This window comes from Variovorax glucosi, assembly GCF_051216695.1.
Taxonomy (GTDB): Bacteria; Pseudomonadota; Gammaproteobacteria; order Burkholderiales; family Burkholderiaceae_C; genus Variovorax.
The window spans coordinates 363,608-389,549 of the sequence record NZ_JBPJZE010000002.1 but is presented as its reverse complement, the minus strand read 5'-3'; the positions used below and the strand labels follow the sequence as shown (position 1 = coordinate 389,549).

Sequence of the window (25,942 nt, the reverse complement as noted above, 5' to 3'; positions counted from 1 at the left end):
AGGCGTCTACCGTGGCGCCATCGCCGGCAGAGGCTGCTGCACCGGTATCGCCATCGGCCGCGCCGGCAACTGGAGAATCATCGCGGTCGGCGCGTCGATGCCGGCTCCGAGCGAGGCCGAGCGCGTCGACACCGACTGCAGCACATAGCCTTCGCCGACCGCACTCCCGACGCGGAACGGCCGTGCCGGCCTGCCGTCGACGGCGATCAACGCCGCACCGCGCTGCATCACATCGGCAACCACGCCCACCAACGAGAAACGGCTAGCGGCGTCAGGAGCGAGCGCGACCTGCGATTCGGCCGAAACCGCGCCGAGCAGCTTGCCGACAGCCACCGGATCGACCGCGGCAGCCGGCGCAGCGACGACGGCAGGAGGCGGTGTCGCGTCCGCAGGCGCAGCCAGGCGAAAGGCCCAGAAGGCGATGCCGGCCACGGCCAGAACCCATATCAGGAAGGTGGTCAGGGCTGCGGGCCAGCGGGCGGACGGAGAAGTGAGCGTCATGAGGGCGGATTATCATGCAGCCATGCTTTCTTCATGCCGACCTCTCAAACGCGTTCTCCGGCGCGGTGCCCAGCGCGGTTTCACGCTGATCGAGCTGATGGTGGTGCTCGTCATCATCGGCGTGCTGGCTGCGCTGATCGTGCCGAACGTGATCGGCCGCGCCGACGACGCCCGCGCCACGGCCGCCAAGACCGACGTCAACAACATCATGCAGGCGCTCAAGCTGTACCGGCTAGACAACCAGCGCTACCCGACGGCCGAACAGGGCCTGCAGGCACTCATCACGCGACCGACCTCGGGTCCTTCGGCGCCGAACTGGAAGACGTACGTCGAAAAGCTGCCGAACGACCCGTGGGGCCGGCCTTACCAGTATCTGAACCCCGGCATCAAGGGCGAGATCGACGTGCTGTCGCTGGGCGCCGACGGGCAGCCGGGCGGCGAAGGCAACAATGCCGACATCGGCAGCTGGCAATAGGCTTCGGCGCCTCCGCAGGCCGCATGCTTTCACGGCGCGCCCGGCGGGATTCACGCTGCTGGAAATGATCGTGGTGATCGCCGTCGTCGCGATCGCCACCGCCGGTGTAGCGCTTTCGCTGCGTGATTCGGGCCAGGCCGGCCTCGAGCGCGAAGCCGACCGGCTGGCTGCGTTGCTGGAAGCCGGACGCGCCCAGTCGCGCGCCAGCGGCGCCGTCGTGACCTGGCGCCCGACCATTCAAGGCCCGCCCGGCTTCACCTTCGAAGGCTTGCCGCGCGGCACGCTCCCGACCGGCTGGCTGACGACCAACATCAACGCACAGCCCATCGGTCCGGGCGGCAACGCCATCGACACGCTGGTGCTCGGGCCGGAACCCATCATCGCGCCGCAGCAGGTGGTGCTGACCGTCAACGGCACGCCGCCGCGCAGTCTGCGACTCTCGACCGACGGCTTGCGTCCCTTCACCGTGACAGCACCATGAAGCAGCGTCATGACAGAGGCCAGCGCGGCTTCACGCTGATCGAAGTGCTGGTCGCACTGGCGATCGTGGCAATCGCGCTGGCTGCGGGAACGCAGGCTACTTCGGCGCTGACGCGCAACGCGCAACGGCAGTCCGATGTGATGCTGGCCCAGATCTGCGCCGAGAACGAGCTGGTCAAGGCACGGCTGTCGCGGCAGATGCCGCCGGTCGGACTCAGCACCTTGTCCTGCACACAGGCCGGCGTGCTTTTCGCGCTGACGATCAACACCGTGCAGACCCTCAACCCGAATTTCCGCCGGGTCGACGTCGGCGTGCGGGACGCCTTCGACTCCCCGGTACTTCAGGTCTCGACGATCGTCGGGCGCTACTGATGAGCATGCGCAAATCCCGGGCCGGCGGTTTCACGCTGATCGAACTGATGGTCGCCATCGCGGCCATGGCGCTGCTCGCGCTCATGAGCTGGCGCGGGCTCGACGGCATGACGCGCGCGCAGTCGCTGAACAGGGACCGTGGCGACGCCGTGCTCACGCTGCAGACCACGCTGTCGCAGTGGGGCGCCGACCTCGACGCCATCGTGGCGCCGGCACAGATCCAGCCGATTTCATGGAACGGTCGCGTGCTGCGCCTGACGCGCCGCAGCACCAACGGCGAAAGGCCTGCGCTGCAGGTCGTCGCTTGGAGCGTTCGTACCGATGCCGGCAGCGGTCCCGGCGCCGGCACGCGCTGGCGCCGCTGGCAATCGCCCGACATCGACACCCGCGCCGGCTGGCAGCAAGCCTGGGACCAGGCCTCCGCCTGGGCGCAGGACGGCAATGGCTCGGCGCTCGGCGGCGAGGTCGCGCTGATGCCGGTCGATGCCTGGCAGATGTTCTATTACAACGGTACGGGCTGGATCAACGCAGGCTCGGACGGCGGTTCTTCGAACTCTGCCTTCGTGATTCCGGAAGGTGTCCGGCTGGTTCTCACCCTGCCGCCGGGGCCTGGCCTCGCCGGCGTGCTGACACGCGACTGGGTGCGACCGACCGCGACAGTGGCGAAATCATGACGCGACGCGACCGCCTTCGCATCGCGGAACGCGGCGTCGCGCTGCTGGCGGCGATGCTGACCGTCACGCTGGTCGCGACCTTCGCGGCTGCGGCGCTCTGGCAGCAATGGCGCGCGGTGGAGGTCGAGACGGCCGAGCGGGCGCGCATGCAGGCGTCCTGGGTGCTGATCGGAGCGATCGACTGGTCGCGGCTGATCCTGCGCGAAGACGGTCGCGGCGCCGGTCAGGCGACCGACAACCTCGGCGAGCCGTGGGCGATACCGCTCGAGGAAGCGCGGCTCACGAGCTTCCTGGCAGCCGACAAGAACGTGTCGAGCGATGCACTGGAAGGTCTGCCGGACGCTTTCCTGTCGGGCCGCATCGTCGATGCGCAGTCGAAGCTCAACGTGCTGAATCTGGTGAGCGGCGGCAAGCCCTTGCCGGCGGCCGTGGCCGCATTCACCAAGCTCTTCTCCATGCTGGGCCTGCCACCGCAGGAACTCTCCGCCATGACATCCAGTCTGGCGCGTGCGCTTCCGGTCCAGTCGACGATCACCAATACGACGACGACCACCACCACGACGACGGGAACCGCGACAGCGACATCCACGGCAACGACATCGGTCGAGAGGAGCAGTGCCACGGCCCCATCCGCCGACGCGCCGCTGCTGCCGCAGCAGGTGTCGCAGCTCGTGTGGCTGGGCCTGTCGAGCTCGACGGTGAAGGCGCTCGAGCCCTATGTCACCATCCTGCCGGTAGCGACGCCGGTCAACGTCAACACCGCCGGACCCGAAGTTCTCTTCGCCAGTATTCCGAAACTCGACATGGCCGGTGCGCAGCGGCTCGTGTCGATGCGGGCGCGTGGTCCGTTCCAGAATCTGGGCCAGATGACCGAAGCGGTTTCCAACGCGCAGATCGTCGATGGCCAGCAAAGCGTCACCACCGACTACTTCGAGATCCTCGGCAAGCTGCGGCTCGATCGCACCTGGGTCGAGGAACGTTCGCTCGTACAGCGAAAAGGCACGGACGTCATCATTCTTTGGCGCGAACGTGGTGCGGGAACGACAGTTCCTCCGCTCCGACCGTGACCGCGACGTGCTGTTACGTTATTCGGTTAAAAGACCTTTTGGAGTGATGCACCGGGCGTTCTTAGCTATCGAATTGATAGCATAAAGCGTCGGTCCGCTCCTACAATGAATTCGATCTGCTGTGGTCTTTAGCATTCCTTTCACTCTTCCCGCCTCCTCCGAGGCCCGTCCCGATTCATGTCGATGCTGCTCGTAACCCTTCCGCTCCCGCCGGCGTCTGCCAGCGGAGAGTACGGCTGGACGCTCTGGTCGGCCGACGGCTCGCTGCGTTCCAGCGGCAACGCGCGCCTCCAGCTGCTTCCCGCCGGCGAGGAGATCACGCTGGCTGTGCCGGCAGCCGCGCTGTCGTGGCACCAGGTCACGCTGCCGCAGGGCAGCATGGGCGGCGCGGTGCGGCTGCGCTCGGTGCTCAACGGGCTGCTAGAAGACCGCGTGCTCGACGAACCCGAGATGCTGCACTTCGCGCTGGCGCCCGACGCCGCCGTCGGTAGACCGGTCTGGGTCGCGGCCTGCAACCGCATCTGGCTGCGCTCGGCGGTCCAGGCCTTCGAAGCCGCCGGTCGGCGGGTCGGCCGCATCGTCCCCGAATTCGTTCCCGCTGCGCCCGATGCGCCGATGTCCCTGTTCGTGACCGGCGAGCCTGCCGATGCGCAGATCACCGTCTGCGATGCCGGCGGCGTGCTGACGTTGCCGCTCAACACGGGCGGCGTGGCGGCGCTCGGACTTTTGCCCGACGACACGCTGGCGCAGGCCGAGCCGGCTGTCGCCGCCATCGCGGAAGATCTTCTGCAGCGGCAGATGCCTATCGTGCTGCCAGCCGAACGCTGGCTGCAGGCCACGCGCTCGGACTGGGATCTGGCGCAGTTCGGGCTGGCATCGACCGGGCGCGCGCGTGCCGGCAAGAAAGCGACTGCACTGCTTCAATCGCTTTGGCTCGGTCCGCAGTGGCGTGCTGCCCGCTGGGGCGTGGCGGTGCTGCTGCTGGCACAGCTGATCGGCGTGAATGCCTGGGCCTGGAAGGAGCAGCGTGCGCTGGATGCCAAGCGCGCGTCCATCGGTGCGATCCTGGTGCAGACCTTCCCGACGGTGAAGCCGTACGAGCCTCAACTGCAGATGGTGCGCGAAGTCTCGATCCTGCAGCAGGCGACCGGCGGCGTCGCGCCGAGCGATCTCGAACCCATGCTCGGCGCGCTGGCGGTGAGCCTGCCGCCCGGCCGCACGCCGTCGGCGATCGATTACAGCGGCGGACAGCTGCGGCTGCGCGGCCTCGGGCTGGCGATGTCGGACATGAGCGGCATCTCGACCGCCATGGCCGCACGCGGCTACGGAGTGCGCAGCGAAGGCGACCTGTTGCTGGTACAGGCCGAGGCCCCACGATGAGCACGACCACACGCACCAACATGCGCCAGAACCTGCAACCGAGGCCCGCGGGCAACCTGCGCGCGCGCGCAAACGCCTGGTGGAAAGAACTCGGCGCCCGCGAGCGGCAGCTGGTCATGGCGGCTGGCGCGCTGGTGCTGCTGGCGCTGCTCTGGTGGGTCTGCCTCGCACCGGCATTGCGCACGCTTGCCAGCGCGCCGGCCGCGCATGCCCAGCTTGACGTCCAGCTCCAGCAGATGGTCACGCTGCAGGCACAGGCCCGCGCATTGCAGGCGCAGCCGCGAGTCAATCGCGACGACGCGCTTCGTGCGCTCGAGAGCACGGTCAGGCAAGGGCTCGGCGCGAACGCGCAGATGCAGGTGGCCGGCGGCAGCGCCGGCGACGGCGTGCTGGTCACGCTCGGCGGCACGCCGCCGGACGCGCTGGTGCAGTGGCTGTCGCAAGCGCGCGGCAATGCGCGTGCCGTGCCGCGCGAGGTTCATCTGACGCGGTCGCAGGTCAGCGTGGCGAGGCCGATCGCCTTCACCCCCGCCGCCGCGCCCGGCGCGATGCCGGGTCTCGTTCCGGCACCTGCCGCTGCAGCTTCCGGTCCGACGCGCGCGCGCTGGGACGGCACGCTGGTGATGAGCCTACCCGCCCCTCGCTGAGCCGATGGTCACGCACAACGCCTTCCGACCTCCCCGGCCGGCCTCCCACGGCTGGCGCTGGGCGCTGCTCGGCGGACTTCTGGGCGGATTGCTGGCGCTCTCGGTCTTCGCACCGGCACGCTGGCTGGCTTCGGGCCTGGCGAGCGCGACCGGCGGCCGGCTGCAGCTGGTCAACGCGCGCGGCACGGTCTGGAACGGAACTTCGGGCGTCGTTTTCTCCAGCGGTGCAGCGGGCGCCGAATCGATTTCATTGCCCGGCGCGCTGGCCTGGACGCTGCGTCCCGGCTGGGGCACGGTGAACGCATCGCTCGACCTGCCCTGCTGCGCAGCCCAACCGCTGCTGCTCAAGGCGCGTCCTCACCTCGACGGCGTCCAGCTCGACTGGGGCGACGGCCGTTCGCGCTGGCCGGCCGCCATGCTCGCCGGCTTCGGCGCGCCATGGAACACGCTCAAGCCCGAAGGCACGCTCGAACTCTCGACGCAGGCCTTCACGATGCATATGCAACGTGCGCAACTGGCACTGGCCGGCCGCGCCACGCTCGACGCGACCGACATCTCGTCGAGCCTCTCCACGCTGCGCCCGATGGGCAGCTACAGAGTCACGATCGAAGGCGGCCCTGCGCCGACCCTGCTCCTCACCACCCTCGAAGGCAGCCTGCAGCTCAACGGCAACGGCCGCTGGAACGGCAGGGCCATGCGCTTCGACGGCGAAGCCAGTGCGGCACCGGGACGCGAAGACGCGCTTTCGAATTTACTGAACATCATCGGGCGACGCGACGGCGCGCGCTCGCTCATCACACTGGGTTGACCATGAAGAACCTGTCTTCTCACGGCGTCCGTCTCGGCATCGCCGCCCTCGCGGCGCAACTGCTCATGACGACCTGCCTGCCTGCCGCACTCGCACAAGACGGCGCACCGCGTCGCGGCGAACCGATCACGCTGAATTTCGCCAATGCCGAGATCGAATCCGTGGCGCGCACGATGGCCGTCATCACCGGCCGCGACGTGGTCGTCGATCCGCGCGTCAAGGGCACCCTCAACCTCACGACCGATCGCGCCATCGCGCCGGCTGCCGCCTTCAACCAGTTCGCAGCGGCGCTGCGGCTCCAGGGCTTCGCCATCGTGCAGGCCGACGGCCTCTACAAGATCGTGCCCGAGGCCGACGCCAAGCTGCAGAGCAGCACCGTCGCCACCTCGACCAGCGGCATGGCGGCCCTGAGCGGCAACCAGATCGTGACGCAGGTCTTCAAGCTGAACTACGAGTCGGCCAACAACCTGCTGCCGGTGCTGCGTCCGCTGATCGCGCCCAACAACACCATCAACGTGAACCCCGGCAACAACTCGCTGGTGATCACCGACTACGCCGAGAACATGCGACGCCTGGCCCGCATCGTCGCCTCGCTCGACGTGCCGAATGCGTCGGACATCGAGGTGATCCCTCTCAAGCATTCGATAGCCAACGACATGGTGCCGCTGATCACGCGCCTGCTCGACGGCGGTTCGAGCACCGGAGCCGGCGGCGTCGCGGGCGGCGTGCCCGGCGCGGTCGATTCGACCTTCCGCACCGCGCTGCTGGCCGACACGCGCAGCAACTCGCTGATCCTGCGCGCAGCCAATCCGGCGCGCGCGCAACTGGTCCGCACGCTGGTCGACAAGCTCGACCGGCCACCGATCGAGGGCGAGAACGGCGCGTCCGGCAATATCTATGTCGTCTACCTGAAGAATGCCGATGCAACGAAGCTGGCGACGACCCTGCGCGCGGCGATCTCGAACGAAGCGCGCGGCGTATCGGCGACCGGCGGGCTGACCGGCGGCACCGGCACGGGCGTGAACCAGAACCAGCAGCAGCAGAACAACAACAACGCGAGCGGCCAGAACAGCTCGGCCGCCACCGCGCCGCTGAACAACAACAACGCCATCTCCACCGGTGGCCAGATCCAGGCCGACCCGACCACCAACTCGCTCATCATCACCGCCGCCGAACCGCAATACCGGCAGATCCGCGCCGTGATCGACCGGCTCGACGGCCGGCGTGCACAGGTGATGGTCGAGAGCCTGATCATCGAAGTCAACGCCGACAAGGCAGCCGAGTTCGGCGTGCAGTGGCAGACCGCCATCGGCGGCACCGGCGCGGTCGGCAACAACTCCAGCCTGGCCGGCACCAACATCTTCAACCTCGCGGCAGGCACGTCGAGTACCGGTGTCGCGGCGCAACCCTCGAGCGGCTTCAACATCGGCCTGGGCACAACCATCGGCGGCGTGAGCGCGCTCGGACTGGTGGCCCGGTTGCTGCAGAGCAACGGCGAAGGCAACGTGCTTTCCACGCCCAACCTGCTGACGCTCGACAACGAGGAAGCCAAGATCGTGATCGGCCAGAACGTGCCCTTCGTGACCGGCCAGTACACCAACACCGGCAGCAGCAGCACGGCAGTCAGCCCGTTCCAGACCATCGAGCGCAAGGACGTCGGCCTGACGCTGCGCGTGCGCCCGCAGATCAGCGAGAACGGCACGGTGAAGATGCAGATCTTCCAGGAGGTGTCGAGTGTGGTTCAGTCGACGGTGAACAATTCGAACGGCCCGACGACCAGCAAGCGTTCGATCGAATCGAACGTGCTGGTGAACGACGGCAGCATCATCGTGATCGGCGGCCTGCTGCAGGACCAGTATTCACGCAGCGACGAGAAGGTGCCGGTGCTCGGCGACGTGCCGATCCTGGGCAATCTTTTCAAGAGCGAAGTGCGCACCCGCAGCAAGACCAACCTGATGGTGTTCCTGCGCCCGGTGGTGATGCGCGACGCTGCGGGCAGCGAAGCCGTCGCCATCGACCGCTACGACTCGCTGCGCCTCTTGCAGCAGACATCGCAGCCGATCAACGACAACCCGATGCTGCGCAACGTCGGCGAGGCGCCCGTCATTCCGCCGATCACGACCACGCTGCCCGCACTGCTGGCCGTTCCGCCCGCAGCCGACGGCAGTCGCCGCATCATTGGCACGCAGCTGATTCCGCCGCCGATGATCGACAGCGTGCCGCCGGCGCCGCCAAGCCCGATCAAGGGTGCGCCGCCGCCGACCGGCGATCCGATGAGCCGGCGCGAATTCGTCAACTGAGGTCATTGCCGTGCGCTATCCCCTGCCCTATGCGTTCGCGCGTACACAGCAACTGCTGCTGGAACAGGCCGACGACGGCAGCTGCACGCTCTGGATGCCGCGCTCGCCGCCGCGCAGTGCGCTGAGCGAAGTCGCCCGCCGGTTCGACGTCAAGGCGTTCGAGGCGCTCGACGGACCGCAACTGGCCCAGCGCATCAGCGCGGCCTACGCGCATGGCGAATCGAATGCCGCCGCGGTCGTCAGCGAAGTCCAGGGCGAAGCCGACCTGTCGCGGATGATGCAGGAGCTGCCCGCCGTCGAGGACTTGCTGGAATCGGCCGGCGACGCGCCGATCATCCGCATGCTCAACGCGCTGCTGACGCAGGCGGCGCGCGACGGTGCGAGCGACATCCACATCGAGCCCTACGAGCGCACGTCGTCGGTGCGCTTCCGCATCGACGGCACGCTGCGCGAAGTGGTGCAGCCCAACCGGGCGCTGCATGCGGCGCTGATCTCACGGCTGAAGATCATGGCCGACCTCGACATCGCCGAAAAGCGCCTGCCGCAGGACGGCCGCATTTCTCTGCGGATCGGTACGCGCGCGGTCGACGTGCGCGTTTCCACTCTGCCAAGTGCCCACGGCGAACGTGCCGTTCTGCGACTGCTGGACAAGAACGAAAGCAAGCTCACGCTCGAGGCCGTCGGCATGCAGGGCGACACGCTGGACCGTTTCGAGACGCTGATCGGCCAGCCGCACGGGATCATCCTGGTGACCGGCCCGACCGGTTCCGGCAAGACGACCACGCTGTATGCGGCGCTGAGCCGGCTCGACGCCGGGCGCAGCAACATCATGACGGTGGAAGACCCGATCGAGTACGAGCTGCCGGGCGTCGGCCAGACCCAGGTCAACGCGAAGATCGAGCTGACCTTCGCCAAGGCGCTGCGAGCCATCCTGCGGCAGGACCCGGACGTGATCATGATCGGCGAAATCCGCGATTTCGAGACCGCGCAGATCGCCATCCAGGCCTCGCTCACCGGCCATCTCGTGCTGGCCACGCTGCACACGAACGACTCGGTCAGCGCCGTCACGCGGCTGACCGACATGGGCGTCGAACCCTTCCTGCTGAGCTCGTCGCTGCTGGGCGTGCTGGCGCAACGGCTGGTGCGCAAGCTCTGCCCGGTGTGCGCGGTGCATTCGAGCGTCGAAGGCGAAGCGACGCCGGTCGGATGCGATGCCTGCGGCCAGACCGGCTACCAGGGCCGGACCGGCATCTTCGAACTGCTGGTCGCGGACGATGCGGTGCAGTCGCTGATCCACAGCCGCGCACCCGAGAGCCAGATCTTCACGGCCGGCGAACGCGGCGGACTGCGCTCGATGCGCGCCGACGGCGAACGGCTGGTGGCGGCCGGGATCACGTCACGCGCCGAATTGCTGCGCGTGACACGCGACTGAGCGGGACGCGATGCCCGCCTATTCCTTCGAAGCGATCGACGAACAGGGCCAGGCGCGCAAGGGCGTGCTGGAGGCCGACACCGCCCGCGCCGCACGCGGCATGCTGCGCGCGCAGAAACTGATTCCGCTCGACGTCGCGGTGGTCGGCCAGCCGGGCGTGCTCAAGGCGGACGGCACGGCAGCCAGACGCCCGCTGTTCAGCCGCGGACGCGCCTTCAATTCGACCGGCCTCGCCGTATGGACACGGCAGATCGCAGGACTGGTTTCCGCCGGCCTGCCGCTCGAACGCGCGCTGACCGCCCTCACCGACGAAGCCGAAACCGAGCCCCAGCGCGACCTCATCGCTTCGCTGCGCGCCGAAGTCAATGCCGGTTCGCCTTTCGCGCGTGCGCTGGCGCAGCATCCGCGCGAGTTCTCGCCGATCTACACGGCTGTGATCGGTGCCGGCGAGCACAGCGGCAATCTCGGGCTGGTGCTCGACAAGCTGGCCGACGACCTCGAACAGCGCCAGGCGCTGCAGCAGAAGCTGGTCGGTGCCGCGCTGTATCCGGCCATCGTCACGCTGGTGGCGATCGTGATCGTGATCTTCCTGGTCAGCTACGTCGTGCCGCAGGTGGCGAACGTTTTCGCCGGTACCAAGCGCGCGCTGCCGGTATTGACCGTCGCGATGCTGGCGCTTAGCGCTTTCGTGCGCAGCTACGGCTGGCTCGCGCTGATCGTGCTGGTCGTCGGCGGCTTCGCGATGCGCGTCGCGCTGGCCCGCGACGCCTTCCGCGAGAAGTTCGATGCCGCCTGGCTCAACCTGCCGCTGATCGGAAAGCTGGCACGCGGCTACAACGCCGCGCGCTTCGCCAGCACGCTCGCGATGCTGGCGACCGCCGGCGTGCCGATCCTGCGTGCATTGCAGGCGGCAGCCGAAACGCTGGGCAACCGCGCGATGCGGGCCGATGCGCTCGACGCGCTGGTGCTGGTGCGCGAAGGCGCGCCGCTGGCCTCGGCGCTGGCGCAGAAGAAGCGCTTCCCGGGCATCGTCTCGATGTTCGCGCGGCTCGGCGAGCAGACCGGCACGCTGCCGCTGATGCTGCAGCGCGCATCGAACCAGCTCGGCGCCGAAGTGCAGCGCCGCGCACTGCATCTGGCGACGATCCTGGAGCCGCTGCTGATCGTGGCGATGGGCGGCGTCGTGATGCTGATCGTGCTGGCCGTGCTGATGCCGATCATTCAGCTGAATCAATTCGTCAAATAGACAGATGGCCGTCTCGCTCGACGACAAGCTGGTGGTGGCGATCTCGTCGCGAGCGCTGTTCGACTTCGAGGAAGAAAACCGCATCTTCGATGCCGCCGACCCGAAGCCCTACATGCAGCTGCAGCAGCAGCGGCTGAAGGAACCGGCCAAGCCGGGCGTGGCTTTTCCGCTCGTGCACAAGCTGCTGCGCTTCAACACAGCCACAGCGCGCCGTGTCGAAGTGGTGCTGCTGTCGCGCAACGACCCGGTCACCGCACTGCGCATCTTCCATTCGGCGCAGGACGCCGGACTGGAATTGCAGCGCGGCGTGTTCACGCAGGGGCGCGATCCGTTCAGGTACCTGCGGCCGCTCGGCGCGCACCTGTTCCTTTCGGCCAACGAGCAGGACGTGAACGAGGCGCTGCAGCTGGGATTTCCAGCGGCGCGCGTTTTGACGGCTTCCGTCGCTGCCGGCATGAACTATCCCGGCGAACTGCGCATCGCGTTCGACGGCGACGCCGTGCTGTTTTCCGACGAGGCGGAGCGCGTCTACCAGACCGACGGCCTCGCCGCGTTCCAGTCGCACGAGAGCGACAAGGCTGCGCTGCCGCTTTCGGGCGGCCCTTTCAAGCCGCTGCTCGCTGCGCTCTATCAACTGCAGCAACAGGCCGGCATCTCCGGCATGCGCATCCGCACGGCGCTGGTCACTGCCCGAAGCGCACCGGCCCACGAGCGCGCCATCAACACGCTCATGAACTGGGGCCTCGCGGTGGACGAGGCGATGTTCCTCGGCGGCCTCGAAAAAGGCCCGTTCCTGCGCGAGTTCGAGCCCGACTTCTTCTTCGACGACCAGACCGGGCATGTCGATTCGGCGTCGCGGCACGTGCCGTCGGGTCATGTGTCGAGCGGCATCAGCAACCTGCGCTGACGGTTTCAGTTTCGTCTAAGGCTGGCGGAGGTTCGGTGGCTAGGATGGCGAGATCCACGACTCCCTGGCGCGCAACTTGCGCGGTGCCTGCATGCCCTCCACGACCGACACGACCGACACGACGACACCGAAAAAGCCGCCACTCATCGAAACCATCCGCCGCGTCGCCTCGCTGACGGCGCCGTATTTCCGCTCGGAGGAGAAGTTGAAGGCGCGCGGCATGCTGCTCGCCATCGTGCTGCTCAACCTCGGCGCGGTCTACATGCTGGTGCAGATCAACGAGTGGTATCGCGTCTTCTACGATGCGCTGCAGAACAAGGACCAGGCAGTGTTCTGGCAGCAGATCGTCCGTTTCTGCTGGCTGGCGCTGATCTACATCGTGATCGCGGTCTACAAGTTCTACCTGACGCAGGTGCTCGAATTGCGCTGGCGCGCCTGGATGACCGACCACTACCTGTCGCGCTGGCTGGCCCACAAGGCCTTCTACCGGATGGAGCTGGCGCGTTTCACGAACGATTCCAACCGCAGCCCGGACAACCCGGACCAGCGCATCCAGGAAGACCTGAACCTGTTCACCAGCTACACCGTGACGCTGAGCATGGGCATGCTCAATTCGCTGGTCACGCTGCTGAGCTTCGTCGGCATCCTGTGGTCGCTGAGCGGGTCGCTCGAATTCACCGCGCCGGCATTTCTCGGCGGCGGCGCATGGACGATTCCGGGCTACATGCTGTGGGCGGCGGTCGCGTATTGCGGCGTCGGCAGCGTGATCGCGCACTTCATCGGACGTCCGCAGGTCAGGCTCAATTTTCAGCAGCAGGCGATGGAAGCGAACTTCCGCCATCACATGGTTCGGGTGCGCGAATACAGCGAATCCATCGCGCTCGACGGCGGCGAGCCGGTCGAGCGTCGGCAGCTCGACACACGCTTCGGTGCCGTGATGGGCAATTATTTCAAGCTCGTCAAAAGCCAGAAGAACCTCACCTGGTTCAGCAGCTTCTTCGGTCAGGCTGCCGTGATCTTTCCGCTCATCGTCGCGTCGCCCCGCTATTTCAGCGGCGCGATCCAGCTGGGGCAGCTGATGCAGATCAACTCGGCATTCGGCCGCGTGCAGGATTCGCTGAGCTGGCTGGTCGACAACTACATGTCCATCGCGATCTGGAAAGCCACCACCGACCGGCTCGCCGGCTTCGAGGAAAGCCTGAGTGCCGAGTCGCGCGAAAACCCGGCCTTCGCTTCGCAGCGCTCGGGCAACGCCATCGATGCGAACGGGCTGACAGTCGATCTGCCGGACGGTTCGACGCTGCTCGCGGGCACCGATCTGCATGTCGCACCGGGCGACACGGTGCTGGTCCATGGTCCGTCGGGCAGCGGCAAATCCAGCCTGTTCCGCTCGCTCGCCGGGATCTGGCCGCATGCGCGCGGCAACGTCGCCCTGCCCGTCGACACCATGTTCATCCCGCAACGACCGTACTTTCCGGACGGCCCGCTGCGCGATGCGCTGGCCTATCCGCAGCCGGCCACGGCGTTCGGCGACGCCGCACTGAAGCAGGCGTTGCGCGATGCGCTCCTGCCGCAACTGATCGACCAGCTCGACCGCCCCGACGCCTGGAGCCAGAAGCTGTCGGGAGGCGAACAACAGCGCCTGGCCATCGCCCGCGTGCTGCTGAAGAAGCCGGCCTGGGTGCTGGCCGACGAAGCGACCAGCGCGCTCGACGAAGACGCCGAAGCCACGCTGTACGAGCGGCTCGTGGCGCAGGCCAAGGAACGCGGCGGCGCCATCGTGTCGATCGCGCATCGCTCGACGCTGGGGGCGTTTCATGGCCGGCGCTGGCAGTTCAGGACAGCCGCCGCACGAGGCGACGCCGCTCCGGGTCAGCCGGCGTTCAAGCTCGAAGACGGCGCCGCTTCCACGTAGCGCGCCCAACCATTCGCCCGCAGTTCGCACGCCGGGCACGTGCCGCAGCCGTAGCCCCACTCGTGCCGGTGCACCCGGTCGCCGAGGTAGCAGGTGTGGGTTTCCTCGACGATCAGGTCGACCAGCGCCTTGCCGCCGAGGCGCTCGGCCATCGACCAGGTCTGCGCCTTGTCGATCCACATCAGCGGCGTCTCGATTACCAGGCGGCGCTCCAGCCCGAGCGACAGCGCGATCTGCATCGCCTTCATGGTGTCGTCGCGGCAGTCGGGATAGCCTGAATAGTCGGTTTCGCACACGCCGGTGACGATCACCTGCAGCCCGCGCCGGTAGGCCAGCGCGCCGGCCAGCGCCAGGAACAGCAGGTTGCGACCCGGCACGAAGGTGTTGGGCAGGCCGTCCGCCTGCATCGCGAAGGCGACTTCCTCGGTCAGCGACGAACCGCCGAGCTGCGACAGCGCATCGACGGTCAGCAGATGGTCGTCGCCCAGGCGCGGCGCCCAGTGCGGGAAACGTTCGCGCAGGCGTTCGCGCACGGTGTGGCGGACGTCGAGCTCGATGCGGTGGCGCTGGCCGTAGTCGAAGCCGAGTGTCTCGACGCGTTCGTATTTTTCGAGCGCATCGGCGAGACAGGTGGCGGAATCCTGGCCGCCGGAGAACAGGACGAGAGCGGTGGTGTGCATGGTTGCATTTTCGCAGCGCCGTCACGGCAGCGTCACAGCACCTTCCTAGAGTCCGCGCTGTCCCGAAATATCAAAGTGCGCCGCCGCGCGGCTGCCCCTCAGGAATCTTCATGAAGAACAAACTCTTTTACCCGTCCGTACTGAGCCTGTCGCTGGCCTTGGCGGCCTGCGGCGGCAACTCGAACGACGTGGTGAACACACCGACGACGCCCGCCACGCCGGCGACGCCGGTCGCATCCGCAAAGAACGTGATCTTCTTCCTCGGCGACGGCATGGGAATCACGACCATGACCGCGTCGCGCATCTACAAGGTCGGCGAAGACGGCGAACTGACGATGGACACGCTGCCCGAGACGGCCTTCATCCACACCTATTCGAACGACGGTCAGGTCACCGACAGCGCACCCTCGATGGCTGCCTACATGACCGGCGTGAAGATGAACAACGAGGTGATCTCGATGTCGCCCGACACGCAGGCGACCGACGCCGCCGGCAAGGCGTATCACGTCAACTTCGACAGCACCTGCCCGGCGACCGGCAACGGCACGCCGGCAGCGACCCTGCTGGAAATCATGAAGGCCGGCGACTACGCAACCGGTGTCGTGAGCACCGCGCGCATCACGCACGCCACGCCGGCCACCACCTATTCGCACGTCTGCCACCGCGACGCCGAAAACACCATCGCCGCCGCGCTCGTGCCCGGCGGCAGCGGCTACAACGCCAAGCTGGCCGACGGCGTGGACGTGATCCTCGGCGGCGGCAGCAGCTACTTCACACCCAAGGAGTCCGGCGGCCTGCGAAACGACAAGCGCGACCTGGTCGCCGAACTCAAGGCGGCCAAGTACAGCTTCGCGGCCAACAGGACGGAATTCGACAAGCTGCCCGTCGACGGCACGACGAAGATCGCCGGCATCTTCACCAAGAGCCACATGGCCTACGACCTGGACCGCGATCCCGCCAAGGAGCCGAGCCTGGCCGAAATGACCTCCAAGTCGATCGACGCACTCGTCGCACGCAAGAAGAAGGGCTTCTTCCTGATGGTCGAGGGCGGCCGCATCGACCACGCCCTGCACGCCACCAACGCCCGCCGCGCGCTGCAGGACACCGTGGCCTTCGACGACGCCGTCAAGGTCGCGCTCGACAAGATGAAGGTCATCGACCCGGACCTGAAGAACACGCTGATCGTCGTCACCGCCGACCACGACCACACGCTGCAGATGAACGGCTATGCCAAGCGCACCGGCAAGACCGAAGCCGGCAAGCCGGGCGTGCTCGGCCTGGTGAAGAACTACGTCGACGGCGCGTCCTCGAAGGACGTGGACGGCAATCCGTACACGATCCTCGGCTTTGGCAACGGCCCGCGTCGCCTGGCGACGCGCGGCCCGATCGACTCGACCGAACTCGAAAGCGCCGACTACCTGCAGGAAGCCGTGGTGCAGATGGGATCGGAGACCCACGGCGGCGGCGACGTGTTCCTGGGCGCGCAAGGCCAGGGCGCGGAGAACTTCGCCGGCTCGCTGACCAACAACGAAGTGTTCGGTCTCATCAAGAAGGCCGCCGGTCTCTGAGCCCGCGACCGCATCCGAACACAAGGAAAACATCGACATGAAAACCATCTTCCGCAACACCCCGTTCGCATCCCTGACGCGCGCACCGCTGGCGCTGGCACTCGGCTGCGCCCTGACCGGTTTCGGCGGCACGGCCCTGGCCGCTGGCGAAGCCAAGAACGTGATCTTCTTCCTCGGCGACGGCATGGGCCCGGTCACCGTGACTGCAGCGCGCATCTACAAGGGCGAGAAGCAGCTTGCCGCCACGCCCGGCTCGCTGGTCACGAGCGAACGCGCCAAGCTCACGATGCAGTCGCTCGCCTATGCGGCGCGCGTCAAGACCTTCTCGAACGACGGCCAGACCACCGACAGCGCGCCCTCGATGTCGGCCTACATGACCGGCGTGAAGGCGAACAACGAGGTGATCTCGATGTCGTCCGACACGCTGGCCTACGCAGCCGACGGCACGCAGTTCATCAACGGCGAGGACACCACCTGTGCCGCCACCAACGGCAAGCCGGCGCAGACGCTGCTGGAATTGTCGAAAGCCAAGGGCCGCGCCGTCGGTGCCGTGTCGACCACCCGTGTCGGCCATGCAACGCCGGCCGCGACCTACGCCCACATCTGCAACCGCAACGGCTACAACACCATCGCCGAACAGTCGGTGCCCGGCAATCCGCGCTACAACACGCTGCTCGGCGACGGCGTCGACGTGCTGATGGGCGGCGGACAGCGCAATTACCTGCCGAAGTCGGTCAATGCCAGCAGCAAGCGCACCGACGATGCGAACCTCGTCACCGCGATGCAGGCCAAGGGCTACAGCTACGTCGACAGCGGAACCAAGCTCTCGGCGCTGGATGCGACCAAGGCGACGAAGCTGCTCGGCCTGTTCTCGCAGAGCGAGATGGCCTACGAACTCGACCGCGTGAACCAGAAGCTCGACCAGCCCAGCCTGTCGCAGATGACGGAGAAGGCACTCGACGTGCTGAGCCGCAACGACAAGGGCTTCTTCCTGATGGTCGAAGGTGGCCGCATCGACCATGCGCTGCACGGCAGCAATGCCAAGCGCGCGCTGGAAGACACGCTGGCGATGGACAAGGCCATCGACACCGCGCTCGCCTACATGGAAAAGAAGGACCCGGGCCTGAAGAACACGCTGGTCGTCGTCACGGCCGACCACGACCACGCCATCGCATTCAACGGCTACACGCGCATCGGCAATCCGATCCTCGGCAAGGTCCGCGACTACCAGACCAACGAACTGGCCAAGGCCGCCGACGGCAAGCCGTACACGACGCTGGTCTTCGGCAACGGCGGCCGCCCGAACGCGACCGCCGCCAGCCAGGTGAATACCGAAGACGGCAACAAGCCGTGGGTCGCGCCGGCACGCGGCGCGGTGCGCGACGACCTGACCAACGTCGACACCACCCAGGACAACTTCCTGCAGGAAGTCGGCATCAACCTGGGCACGCCGGGTTCCGAGACGCACGGCGGCGGCGACGTGATGCTGTTCGCCGGCGGCGCGGGCGCGAAGATTTTCAAGGGCACGATGGACAACACGCGGGTGTTCTCCAAGGTGAAAGAAGCGGCGGGCCTGTGAGACAGCTCACCCCCAGTCTTCGCGCACTTCGTGTCGCTTCGCTAACCCCCTTCCAGGGGGCGACACCAGAGGCCCGGCGAAGCCGGTTCCTCGGTGTCTCCGGAATTTCGTTGGCAACCTGTCTGGTTTTGGCAGGCGTCTGGGCTCCGGGTGCGCAGGCGCAATCCGGTGCTGCAGTCAACGCCGCTGCCGTCGCTGCAACCACCGCTGCCGTCGAAGCCGCGCCGGCCATCGATCTGCGGCTGACGTACTTCAATCGCGTGGTCGGCAACGACGGTGTGCAGCGCGAAAGCCGCTACACCAATCTGATGTACCGCCGCAAGGGATCGGTCTGGACCGAGCGCGAATTGCCGGCGGGTTTGCGTGAAAGCCTTGCGCACGACCATTCGCATGCGCACGGTCCGCACGCCGGGCATGCGCACGACGAGGCGCAGGGCGCGCCGCTGCGCGTGAGCCGCGCGGCGGACGGGCAGGAGCGCGTCGAAGTCGTTCTGAACGAAACGCGGCGAATCATCGAGGTCGATCGCGCGCATCACGGCAACGTTGGCTATGGCGGCTCGTGGGATGCCACCTACTGGCTGATCACGCCGGCCAGCCTGAAGAAGATGGAGCCGGTCGGCACCGCGAAAGCCGGCGTGCAGCGTTATCGCGCGCGCCAGGCAGAGCAGACGACCCTGGTCGACTGGGACGTGGCCGGCCAGTTTCCACGCCGCATCGAGCGCACCGGTGCGCATGGCCTCAGCTATGACCTGCTGACCGCCTCGCGCCTGCCGGCTCCGCTGGCTACGCCGTGGGCTGCGAGCGAGAAATTCGATCGGGGCGACTACTCGGACCTGCTGGACTGACCAGCCGCCCTGCATGTCGGCGGATGCTAAATTCGTCCGAATGTTCAATCCCACCCAGGAAGAAGTGCGGCGCTTCTTCTGCAACGTCTACGCCAAGTCCCGCAACGGCCAGCCGATGGAGGCGCTCGAGACCATCGCCGCCGGCTGGATCGACGCCCATCCCGAGTACGCCACCGATCTCGCGGATGCCGATGCCGCAGTTGCGCGGGTCTATGACGGCAAGGATGGCCGCGAAAATCCGTTTCTGCATCTGTCGATGCACCTGTCGATCAGCGAACAGTGCTCCATCGATCAGCCGCGCGGCATTCGACAGGCGGTCGAATTGCTGGCTGCCCGACGCGGGTCGCTGCTCGATGCGCACCACGATGCGATGGAATGTCTTGGACGGATGATGTGGGAGAGCCAGCGCGCCGGACGTCCGCCGGACGGCGACGCCTACATCGACTGCGTGCAAAGGCACGCAACGCGGGACTGAAAGACCGGCAGGCCTCGGCGGCCTGCCCTGCCTTGCCCTGCCCCTGCGCTTACTTGCTGCTGTGGAACGGCGACTCGGTCACCGTCTTCACTTCGCCGGGCAGCGAGCCGATGTAGCTCGCAAGTTCCTTCATCTCGGCGTTGCTGTATTTCTTGGCCTGCCCGCCCATGATGCCGTTCGCACGACCGAGCCTGGCATGGTTCTCGACCTTGTACGACTTGAGCGCCACGAAGAGATAGTCGGAATACTGGCCGGCGAGCTTCGGCACGGTGCCGTCGTTCGGTGTGTTGAAGTTCGCGCCGTGGCACTTGGTGCAGGCGTTTTCCTTGTCGCGGGAAATCAGCGCCTGCACGCGCTCGCTCGGTGCCTTCGCCGCGGTGGCTGGCGGCGCGTCTTCGGGCTTCAGGCCGAGTTGTGCGTAATACGCGGAGAGATCGGCGATGTCCTGTTCGGTCAGCGAATCGGAGATGGCCCGCATCGTCGGATGCTTGCGGTCGCCGGTCTTGTAGGCGGTCAGCGCGGCACTGATGTACGTGGCGCTCTGACCGGCGATTTTCGGTACCTTGTGAACTTCGGGAAAGCTGGACTGGTAGCCGACGATGCCGTGGCAGCCGATGCACATGGCGTTCTTCTTGCCGCCGTTTTCGACACTGCCTGAAGGTGTCTGTGCATGGACCGAAACCGTCACGCAAGCGACAGCGAGGGCAAACATCGTGGTCTTCAACTTGTTCATTTTGCGCGCACAATCTCGTGGAGAAACAGTTTCAAATTCACATTTGATTATATGCGGGGGCCCTCTTCAGCCCTGTGCCGGGGACCCATCGCAAACCCGATCCATCCACCCAGCTCGATGACATCCATGAAATTCAAGGGTTCGGACAATTACGTCGCCACGCAAGACCTGATGCTTGCGGTCAATGCGTCGATCACTCTCAAGCGCCCGTTGCTGGTCAAGGGTGAACCCGGCACCGGCAAGACGATGCTGGCCGAGGAAGTCGCCACGGCACTCGGACTGCCGCTTCTGCAATGGCACATCAAGTCGACGACCAAGGCGCAACAAGGCCTCTACGAATACGACGCGGTAAGCCGACTGCGCGATTCGCAGCTGGCGGACGTCGACGGCGGCGAGCGCGTGAAGGACATCCACAACTACATCGTCAAGGGCGTGCTGTGGCAGGCCTTCACGGCGGACGAGCCGGTGGCGCTGCTGATCGACGAGATCGACAAGGCCGACATCGAATTCCCGAACGACCTGCTGCGCGAAATCGACCGCATGGAGTTTTACTGCTACGAGACGCGCGAACTCATCCGCGCGAAGCACCGGCCGGTGGTCTTCATCACGTCGAACAACGAGAAGGAGCTGCCCGACGCGTTCCTGCGCCGCTGTTTCTTCCACTACATCAAGTTTCCGGACGCGGAAACGATGAAGAGCATCGTCGCGGTCCACTTCCCGAACCTTAAGCAGGAACTGCTGGCTTCGGCCATGAAGACCTTCTACGACGTCCGCAACCTGCCCGGGCTGAAGAAGAAGCCGTCGACATCGGAGTTGCTCGACTGGCTCAAGCTGCTGGTGGCCGAGGATATTCCGCTCGAAGCGCTGCACAGCAAGGAAGACAAGGTGGCCGTGCCGCCGCTGGTGGGCGCGCTGCTCAAGAACGAACAGGACGTGACGCTGTTCGAAAAGCTGGTGTTCATGCAGCGCAACAACCGCTGAGGCATCGACAAGCATGGCTTTTGTCGAACCCGTCACCCTGAAATCGCGCGGAATTGCGCTGGTTCCCTTGTCATTTGCGCATGAGGATGGCCTTGCCGCCGCCGCGGCCGACGGCGAACTCTGGACGCTCCGCGTCACCTCCGTTCCAGAGCCGCAGGAAACGCATACATATATAGAGATGGCGTTGCAGGGCCGCGAGGCCGGCCACCGCTTTCCGTTCGCCGTCACCGACGAGGCGACCGGCACCGTGCTCGGCACCACCAGCTTCCACGACATCGTGCCCGCGGCGAAACGGGTCGAAGTCGGTTTCACCTGGTACGCCAGACGTTGCCAGCGCACGCACGTCAACACCACCTGCAAGCTGCTGATGCTCACGCACGCATTCGAGGTGCTCGGCTGCAACATCGTCGGCTGGCGGACCGACAACTTCAACTTCGCCTCGCAACGTGCCATCGAACGGCTCGGCGCCAAAAAGGACGGGGTGCTGCGCGGCCATGCGATGCGGCGCGACGGTACGGTCCGCGACACCGTCATGTACAGCCTCTCGGCAGGCGAATGGCCGGAAGTGAAGGCGCAGTTGAACTATCTGCTCGCACGGCCGCGAGACTGACCGTCATGCTGATCGACTTCTTCTACACGCTGCGCTCGGCGAAGTTGCCGGTTTCGGTCAAGGAATTCCTCACACTGCTGGAAGCGCTCGAAGCCGGCGTGGTCGGGCCGGAATCGGACGGCGCCTTCGGCATGGACGACTTCTATTACTTGAGCCGTACGACTTTGGTGAAGGACGAAAAGCACTTCGACAAGTTCGATCGCGCTTTCGCCAGCTACTTCAAGGGCGTCGAGATGTTGAACGACTTCACCAGGGAAGTACCGCTCGACTGGCTGCGCAAGACGCTTGAGCGCGAGTTCAGCCCCGAAGAAAAGGCGCGGATCGAGAAGATGGGATGGGACGAGCTCATGGAAACGCTGAAGAAGCGTTTCGAAGAGCAGAAGGAACGGCACGAAGGCGGCAACAAGTGGATCGGTACCAACGGCACTTCGCCGTTCGGTCACGGCGGCTACAACCCGCAGGGCGTGCGCATCGGCGGTGCCGGCAAGAACCGGAGCGCGGTCAAGGTCTGGGACCAGCGCGCCTACAAGGATTACGACGACACGCAGGAATTGGGCACGCGCAACATCAAGGTCGCGCTCCGTCGGCTCCGTAAGTTCGCCCGCCAGGGTCATGAGGAAGAGCTCGACCTCGACGACACGATCCGGTCGACGGCGGCCAATGCGGGCTACCTCGACATCAGGATGCGTCCGGAGCGGCACAACAACGTGAAAGTGCTGCTGCTGATGGATGTGGGCGGCACGATGGACGAGCATGTGCAGCGCATCGAGGAGCTTTTCTCGGCCGTGAAGACCGAATTCAAGCACCTGGAGTTCTATTACTTCCACAACTGCGTCTATGACTTCATGTGGAAAAACAACAAGCGGCGCTTCGCGGAAAAGTTCGCGACCTGGGACATCCTGCGTAAATACAACAAGGATTACAAGCTCATCTTCGTCGGCGACGCGACCATGAGCCCCTACGAAATCCTGCAACCGGGCGGCAGCGTCGAATACAACAACGAGGAAGCCGGGGCCGAGTGGCTACAGCGGCTGACCCACGCTTTTCCTCACTTCGCCTGGATAAATCCGGAGCCACAGGGTGTGTGGCAGTACCGCCAAAGCATCTCCGTGATCCAGCAACTGATGTCGAACCGCATGTACCCGCTGACGCTGCGCGGCCTGGAAGAAGCGATGCGACTACTTTCCAAATAAGTCACACTTTGGATGACTGTGCGAGCTATGACTTAAGGGTTATAGGAAAAAGGGTTACTTTTTATAGAACTTTCAGTTACATTCGCCTCAGAGGATTTGTAAAGAATAAGAAGAAGGTCCTACTTTACTCGTTGCCCTTGGAGGTAATTTCATGTCTGCACTGCTCTCTTTCCCGCCGTCTTCCCCGCAACTTCGCGTGGTTTCCGACAACGCATCCAGCAGCATCGTCACGATCCGTGGCGTGCGCCTTGCAATGGACGAGTTGGTCGACCGGTCGCTTTTCACGTCGGAAGGCCGGCAACGTCTGCACGACCAGCTGATGGTCGCAGCACCTTTCCCGCATCTGGTGCTGGAGAACCTGTTTCACCCGGCCCTGCTGGAACTGGTGCTCGAGGAGTTCGACATGCGCGCCGAAACCGGCTGGTGCGACGTCCAGAGCAGCTATGAAAGCACCCGGCGCTCGACGCTGGGCGCCAATCTCGGCCCGGCTTCGCAGCTGTATTTCGACACGGTGAGCGCCGGCTGGTTCACGGCCTGGCTGTCCGACGTGACGGGCCGCCCCTACCTCCTGCCGGATCCGCAGCGATTCGGCGGCGGTCTGCACGAAAGTCGCACGGGCGGATCGTTTGCCGTGCACCGCGACTTCAACCTGCATCCGCATAACGGCCTGAAGAACGAGATGGTTTTCATCACGTACCTGAACCGCGGCTGGCAGCGTGAATGGGGCTCGACGCTCGAACTCTGGGATGCCCGCAAGGAAAACTGCATCACCCGCGTGATGCCGGAATTCGGCCACACGCTGCTGATGCCGCACGGCCCGGCAAGCTTCCACGGCCATCCCGAACCGCTCAATGCGCCGGACGGCCGCCCTCGCCGCTCGGTGGCCGCGTACTTCTACACCAGCCCGACGGCAGGAAAGCATGGCATGGAAGAGTCGATTTCGCTCTTCATGAAGCCGCGCCGCATCGATCGCGCAAAAGCTGCCATCCGCGCGCTTACGCCGCCGATCGCATGGAATATCGCGCGCAAGATCCGCGATCGTTGAGCTGCTGCAACACCGTTCGCGCGTCTTTGTAGGACGTGGCCGGGCAAATCCCGATTGCCATGCTCGCTTGAAAAAGCAAGTCAGGCTTGCTGGCAGAATGCCCTGATGTTCAGGGTGGCTCCCATATCTCTCACGCCGGCTTTCGTGCCGGCGTTTCTTTTTGCGGCAAGCGTCCTCCTTCTCGGAGGCTGCAGTCTGCTGCCGAAGCAGGATTCGACGGAAACCGGCGCGCAGCCGGTGGCCGACGCATCTTCCTCGGACCGCGCGACCGGCGATGCCTTCTCACTCAAGGTGCAAGGTCCCGACGCCGTTCGCGACTACCTCACGCAGCATCTGGAAATCCAGCGTTACCGTCAGATTCGCGATCTCGGCGCAACGGAGCTGTCACGTCTGATGGTCGCTGCAGAGTCCAACGCACGTGAACTGCTCGCTACGCTGGGCTATTTCACGCCCACGCTGACGCTTGAGCTGAAAGAAACGCCGGGCTCGAAAACGCCGCGCGAGGTAACGGTGACGGTCGAACCCGGCGAGCAGACGCGAGTCGGACCCGTGGATATCCGCTTCAGCGGCGCCATCACACGCCCCGGCGATACGGTGGCTGCGGCACGACAGGAGGCGATTCGCTCCGCCTGGACGTTGCGCACCGGGCAGCTGTTCACGCAGCCCGGCTGGGACAGCGCCAAGACCATCGGCCTGCGCAATCTCACGGCCAAGCGCTATGCGACGGCCAATATTGCCAGCAGCCGCGCCGAGATCGACGCCGATCGTGGCGAGGCGACGCTGGGTGTGACATACGAATCGGGTCCGGCCTATCGTTTCGGACAGATCAAGGTCAACGGCGCCGACCGGTATTCGGCCGATGGCGCCCGCCGCATCGCGCGCGTGCCGACCGGCACCGATTACGACCAGCAGAAACTGCTCGATGCGCAGCAGCGCCTCGCCAGCAGCGGTTACTACGACTCCGTCTTCCTGACGCTCGATACCGAAGGAACCGACCCGGAGGCTGCGCCGGTGATCGCCCAGGTTCGGGAGGCACCACTGCAGAAGGTGGTGCTCGGCGTCGGCTTCACGACCGACGGCGGGCCGCGCGTATCGCTCGACCACGTGCACAACCAGATGCCGCTCCTGGGCTGGCGCGCGGTATCCAAGCTTTCCATCGACCGGGTGACACAGTCGCTGACCACCGAATGGAACGGCATACCGGACGACAACGGCTGGCGCAATTTCGGTTCGGGCCGCCTACAGCGCCAGAACGCCGGCACCTACGACGTCGACAGCGGACGGGTGCGCGGCGGTCGCGCAAAGATCGGCGACCACATCGACCGCAGTTATTTCCTGCAGTACGACTATTCGCAGAACCGCGGCGACAACGCACCTCCGTCGGCCGCGGCAATCAGCGCGAACTGGGGCTGGACGGGTCGCTATTTCGACGATGTCGCATCGCCGACGCGCGGCCAGGGGCTGGCGCTGGAGCTCGGCGTCGGCCAGACGCTCATCGGCGAGAGCCTGCCCTTCGTCCGAAGCTACGCGCGCTATCTCGGCCTGCTGCCGATCGGCCAGGTTCGCGGTACCGACGGCGGCATCGCCCGCAGCAGCCGGCTGCAGTTTCGCCTCGAAGGCGGCGCGGTCATTGCCAGCGACAACGCCAAGGTGCCGTCGACGCTGATGTTCCTGACCGGCGGCGACACCACCGTCCGTGGCTACAGCTTCCAGCAGATCGGCGCGGTACGCGCCGACGGAAGCGTCGTCGCCGGGCGCTACATGAACGTGGCGAGCGTCGAATGGCAGCGGCCGGTGGTCTGGAACGGCAAGCTCAGCGATTTCGAAAGCACCGTCTTCGTCGATGCGGGTTCGGTGGCGGACAGCATCGGCGCGCTCAAGGCCAAGGTCGGCGTCGGCGTGGGTACCCGCTGGCGCAGCCCGGTCGGCCCGGTGCAGGCCGACATCGGCTACGGCGTCGACACCAAGAGGTTCAGGCTGCACCTGCGCTTCGGCTTCACGTTCTAGTTTCCAGACAAACGCATTCAAC

25 protein-coding genes are annotated in these 25,942 nt (G+C 65.9%); 22 read left to right on the top strand and 3 right to left on the bottom strand.

Features of this window, described 5'->3' with window-relative positions; all coding sequences use genetic code 11:
* Nucleotides 1-6: 6 nt before the first annotated feature.
* Nucleotides 7-501 carry a type II secretion system protein N gene (locus ACSFA3_RS10190; RefSeq protein WP_435505327.1) on the bottom strand — a complete coding sequence of 165 codons (495 nt, stop codon included), beginning with the start codon at nucleotides 499-501 and terminating at the stop codon, nucleotides 7-9.
* Here ACSFA3_RS10190 and gspG point away from each other — a divergent pair.
* From gspG to ACSFA3_RS10125, 13 genes are all read left to right on the top strand, one after another.
* On the top strand, nucleotides 500-976 hold the full coding sequence (gene gspG, locus ACSFA3_RS10185; protein ID WP_435505326.1) for a type II secretion system major pseudopilin GspG: 477 nt from the start codon (nucleotides 500-502) through the stop codon (nucleotides 974-976). The two genes, ACSFA3_RS10190 and gspG, sit on opposite strands and share 2 nt — an antisense overlap.
* Nucleotides 951-1,457 carry a prepilin-type N-terminal cleavage/methylation domain-containing protein gene (locus ACSFA3_RS10180; protein WP_435505325.1) on the top strand — a complete coding sequence of 169 codons (507 nt, stop codon included), beginning with the start codon at nucleotides 951-953 and terminating at the stop codon, nucleotides 1,455-1,457. Before gspG ends, ACSFA3_RS10180 begins: the two co-directional genes overlap by 26 nt.
* Entirely contained in the window at nucleotides 1,454-1,828 is a 375-nt protein-coding gene (gene gspI, locus ACSFA3_RS10175) for a type II secretion system minor pseudopilin GspI (RefSeq protein WP_435505324.1), read from the top strand. Before ACSFA3_RS10180 ends, gspI begins: the two co-directional genes overlap by 4 nt.
* A complete protein-coding gene (locus tag ACSFA3_RS10170; protein ID WP_435505323.1) occupies nucleotides 1,828-2,502 on the top strand; it encodes a PulJ/GspJ family protein in 675 nt (224 codons plus the stop codon). Before gspI ends, ACSFA3_RS10170 begins: the two co-directional genes overlap by 1 nt.
* On the top strand, nucleotides 2,499-3,569 hold the full coding sequence (gene gspK, locus ACSFA3_RS10165; RefSeq protein WP_435505322.1) for a type II secretion system minor pseudopilin GspK: 1,071 nt from the start codon (nucleotides 2,499-2,501) through the stop codon (nucleotides 3,567-3,569). The genes ACSFA3_RS10170 and gspK overlap by 4 nt, the downstream gene beginning before the upstream one ends.
* 183 nt (nucleotides 3,570-3,752) lie before the next feature.
* Nucleotides 3,753-4,949, top strand: coding sequence for a type II secretion system protein GspL (gene gspL / locus ACSFA3_RS10160; protein ID WP_435505321.1), 1,197 nt, complete (start codon nucleotides 3,753-3,755; stop codon nucleotides 4,947-4,949).
* On the top strand, nucleotides 4,946-5,596 hold the full coding sequence (gene gspM / locus ACSFA3_RS10155; RefSeq protein WP_435505320.1) for a type II secretion system protein GspM: 651 nt from the start codon (nucleotides 4,946-4,948) through the stop codon (nucleotides 5,594-5,596). The genes gspL and gspM overlap by 4 nt, the downstream gene beginning before the upstream one ends.
* Before the next feature lie 4 nt (nucleotides 5,597-5,600).
* Entirely contained in the window at nucleotides 5,601-6,404 is an 804-nt protein-coding gene (gene gspN / locus ACSFA3_RS10150) for a type II secretion system protein N (RefSeq protein WP_435505319.1), read from the top strand.
* Nucleotides 6,405-6,406: 2 nt separating this feature from the next.
* Nucleotides 6,407-8,704, top strand: a complete 2,298-nt coding sequence (gene gspD / locus ACSFA3_RS10145; protein ID WP_435505318.1) for a type II secretion system secretin GspD — start codon at nucleotides 6,407-6,409, stop codon at nucleotides 8,702-8,704.
* A gap of 10 nt (nucleotides 8,705-8,714) precedes the next feature.
* The gene (gene gspE, locus ACSFA3_RS10140; protein ID WP_435505317.1) at nucleotides 8,715-10,136 is read left to right on the top strand and encodes a type II secretion system ATPase GspE; all 1,422 of its coding nucleotides are present in this window, start codon (nucleotides 8,715-8,717) and stop codon (nucleotides 10,134-10,136) included.
* A gap of 10 nt (nucleotides 10,137-10,146) precedes the next feature.
* Complete coding sequence (gspF, locus tag ACSFA3_RS10135) at nucleotides 10,147-11,382, top strand: type II secretion system inner membrane protein GspF (RefSeq protein WP_435505316.1); 1,236 nt, start codon at nucleotides 10,147-10,149, stop codon at nucleotides 11,380-11,382.
* A gap of 4 nt (nucleotides 11,383-11,386) precedes the next feature.
* A complete protein-coding gene (locus ACSFA3_RS10130) occupies nucleotides 11,387-12,289 on the top strand; it encodes a 5'-nucleotidase (RefSeq protein WP_435505315.1) in 903 nt (300 codons plus the stop codon).
* Between the two features lie 91 nt (nucleotides 12,290-12,380).
* A complete protein-coding gene (locus tag ACSFA3_RS10125; RefSeq protein WP_435505314.1) occupies nucleotides 12,381-14,204 on the top strand; it encodes an ABC transporter ATP-binding protein/permease in 1,824 nt (607 codons plus the stop codon).
* Here ACSFA3_RS10125 and queC read toward each other — a convergent pair.
* Complete coding sequence (gene queC, locus ACSFA3_RS10120; RefSeq protein ID WP_435505313.1) at nucleotides 14,162-14,884, bottom strand: 7-cyano-7-deazaguanine synthase QueC; 723 nt, start codon at nucleotides 14,882-14,884, stop codon at nucleotides 14,162-14,164. The genes ACSFA3_RS10125 and queC overlap by 43 nt on opposite strands.
* 110 nt (nucleotides 14,885-14,994) lie before the next feature.
* Here queC and ACSFA3_RS10115 point away from each other — a divergent pair, with 110 nt between their 5' ends.
* The 4 genes from ACSFA3_RS10115 to ACSFA3_RS10100 all read left to right on the top strand — a co-directional run bounded on the left by ACSFA3_RS10115 (nucleotide 14,995) and on the right by ACSFA3_RS10100 (nucleotide 19,351).
* Nucleotides 14,995-16,452, top strand: coding sequence for an alkaline phosphatase (locus ACSFA3_RS10115; RefSeq protein ID WP_435505312.1), 1,458 nt, complete (start codon nucleotides 14,995-14,997; stop codon nucleotides 16,450-16,452).
* A 37-nt stretch (nucleotides 16,453-16,489) separates the two neighbouring features.
* Nucleotides 16,490-18,031, top strand: a complete 1,542-nt coding sequence (locus ACSFA3_RS10110; RefSeq protein ID WP_435505311.1) for an alkaline phosphatase — start codon at nucleotides 16,490-16,492, stop codon at nucleotides 18,029-18,031.
* Nucleotides 18,032-18,141: 110 nt separating this feature from the next.
* Nucleotides 18,142-18,876 carry a hypothetical protein gene (locus tag ACSFA3_RS10105; RefSeq protein WP_435505310.1) on the top strand — a complete coding sequence of 245 codons (735 nt, stop codon included), beginning with the start codon at nucleotides 18,142-18,144 and terminating at the stop codon, nucleotides 18,874-18,876.
* 40 nt (nucleotides 18,877-18,916) lie between these two features.
* Entirely contained in the window at nucleotides 18,917-19,351 is a 435-nt protein-coding gene (locus ACSFA3_RS10100) for a DUF1841 family protein (protein WP_435505309.1), read from the top strand.
* A 49-nt stretch (nucleotides 19,352-19,400) separates the two neighbouring features.
* Here the strand turns inward: ACSFA3_RS10100 and ACSFA3_RS10095 are convergent, their stop codons facing one another.
* Nucleotides 19,401-20,084: a c-type cytochrome gene (locus tag ACSFA3_RS10095; protein WP_435505308.1), complete on the bottom strand. Its 684-nt coding sequence runs from the start codon at nucleotides 20,082-20,084 to the stop codon at nucleotides 19,401-19,403.
* A gap of 126 nt (nucleotides 20,085-20,210) precedes the next feature.
* On the opposite strand from ACSFA3_RS10095, the gene ACSFA3_RS10090 reads away from it, so the two are divergent.
* From ACSFA3_RS10090 to ACSFA3_RS10070, 5 genes are all read left to right on the top strand, one after another.
* On the top strand, nucleotides 20,211-21,065 hold the full coding sequence (locus ACSFA3_RS10090) for an AAA family ATPase (protein WP_435506196.1): 855 nt from the start codon (nucleotides 20,211-20,213) through the stop codon (nucleotides 21,063-21,065).
* Between the two features lie 13 nt (nucleotides 21,066-21,078).
* Complete coding sequence (locus ACSFA3_RS10085; protein ID WP_435505307.1) at nucleotides 21,079-21,675, top strand: GNAT family N-acetyltransferase; 597 nt, start codon at nucleotides 21,079-21,081, stop codon at nucleotides 21,673-21,675.
* A 5-nt stretch (nucleotides 21,676-21,680) separates the two neighbouring features.
* Nucleotides 21,681-22,868, top strand: a complete 1,188-nt coding sequence (locus ACSFA3_RS10080; RefSeq protein ID WP_435505306.1) for a vWA domain-containing protein — start codon at nucleotides 21,681-21,683, stop codon at nucleotides 22,866-22,868.
* Nucleotides 22,869-23,019: 151 nt separating this feature from the next.
* On the top strand, nucleotides 23,020-23,913 hold the full coding sequence (locus ACSFA3_RS10075) for a 2OG-Fe(II) oxygenase (RefSeq protein WP_435505305.1): 894 nt from the start codon (nucleotides 23,020-23,022) through the stop codon (nucleotides 23,911-23,913).
* Nucleotides 23,914-24,018: 105 nt separating this feature from the next.
* Nucleotides 24,019-25,920: an autotransporter assembly complex protein TamA gene (locus ACSFA3_RS10070; RefSeq protein ID WP_435505304.1), complete on the top strand. Its 1,902-nt coding sequence runs from the start codon at nucleotides 24,019-24,021 to the stop codon at nucleotides 25,918-25,920.
* Nucleotides 25,921-25,942 lie beyond the last annotated feature (22 nt).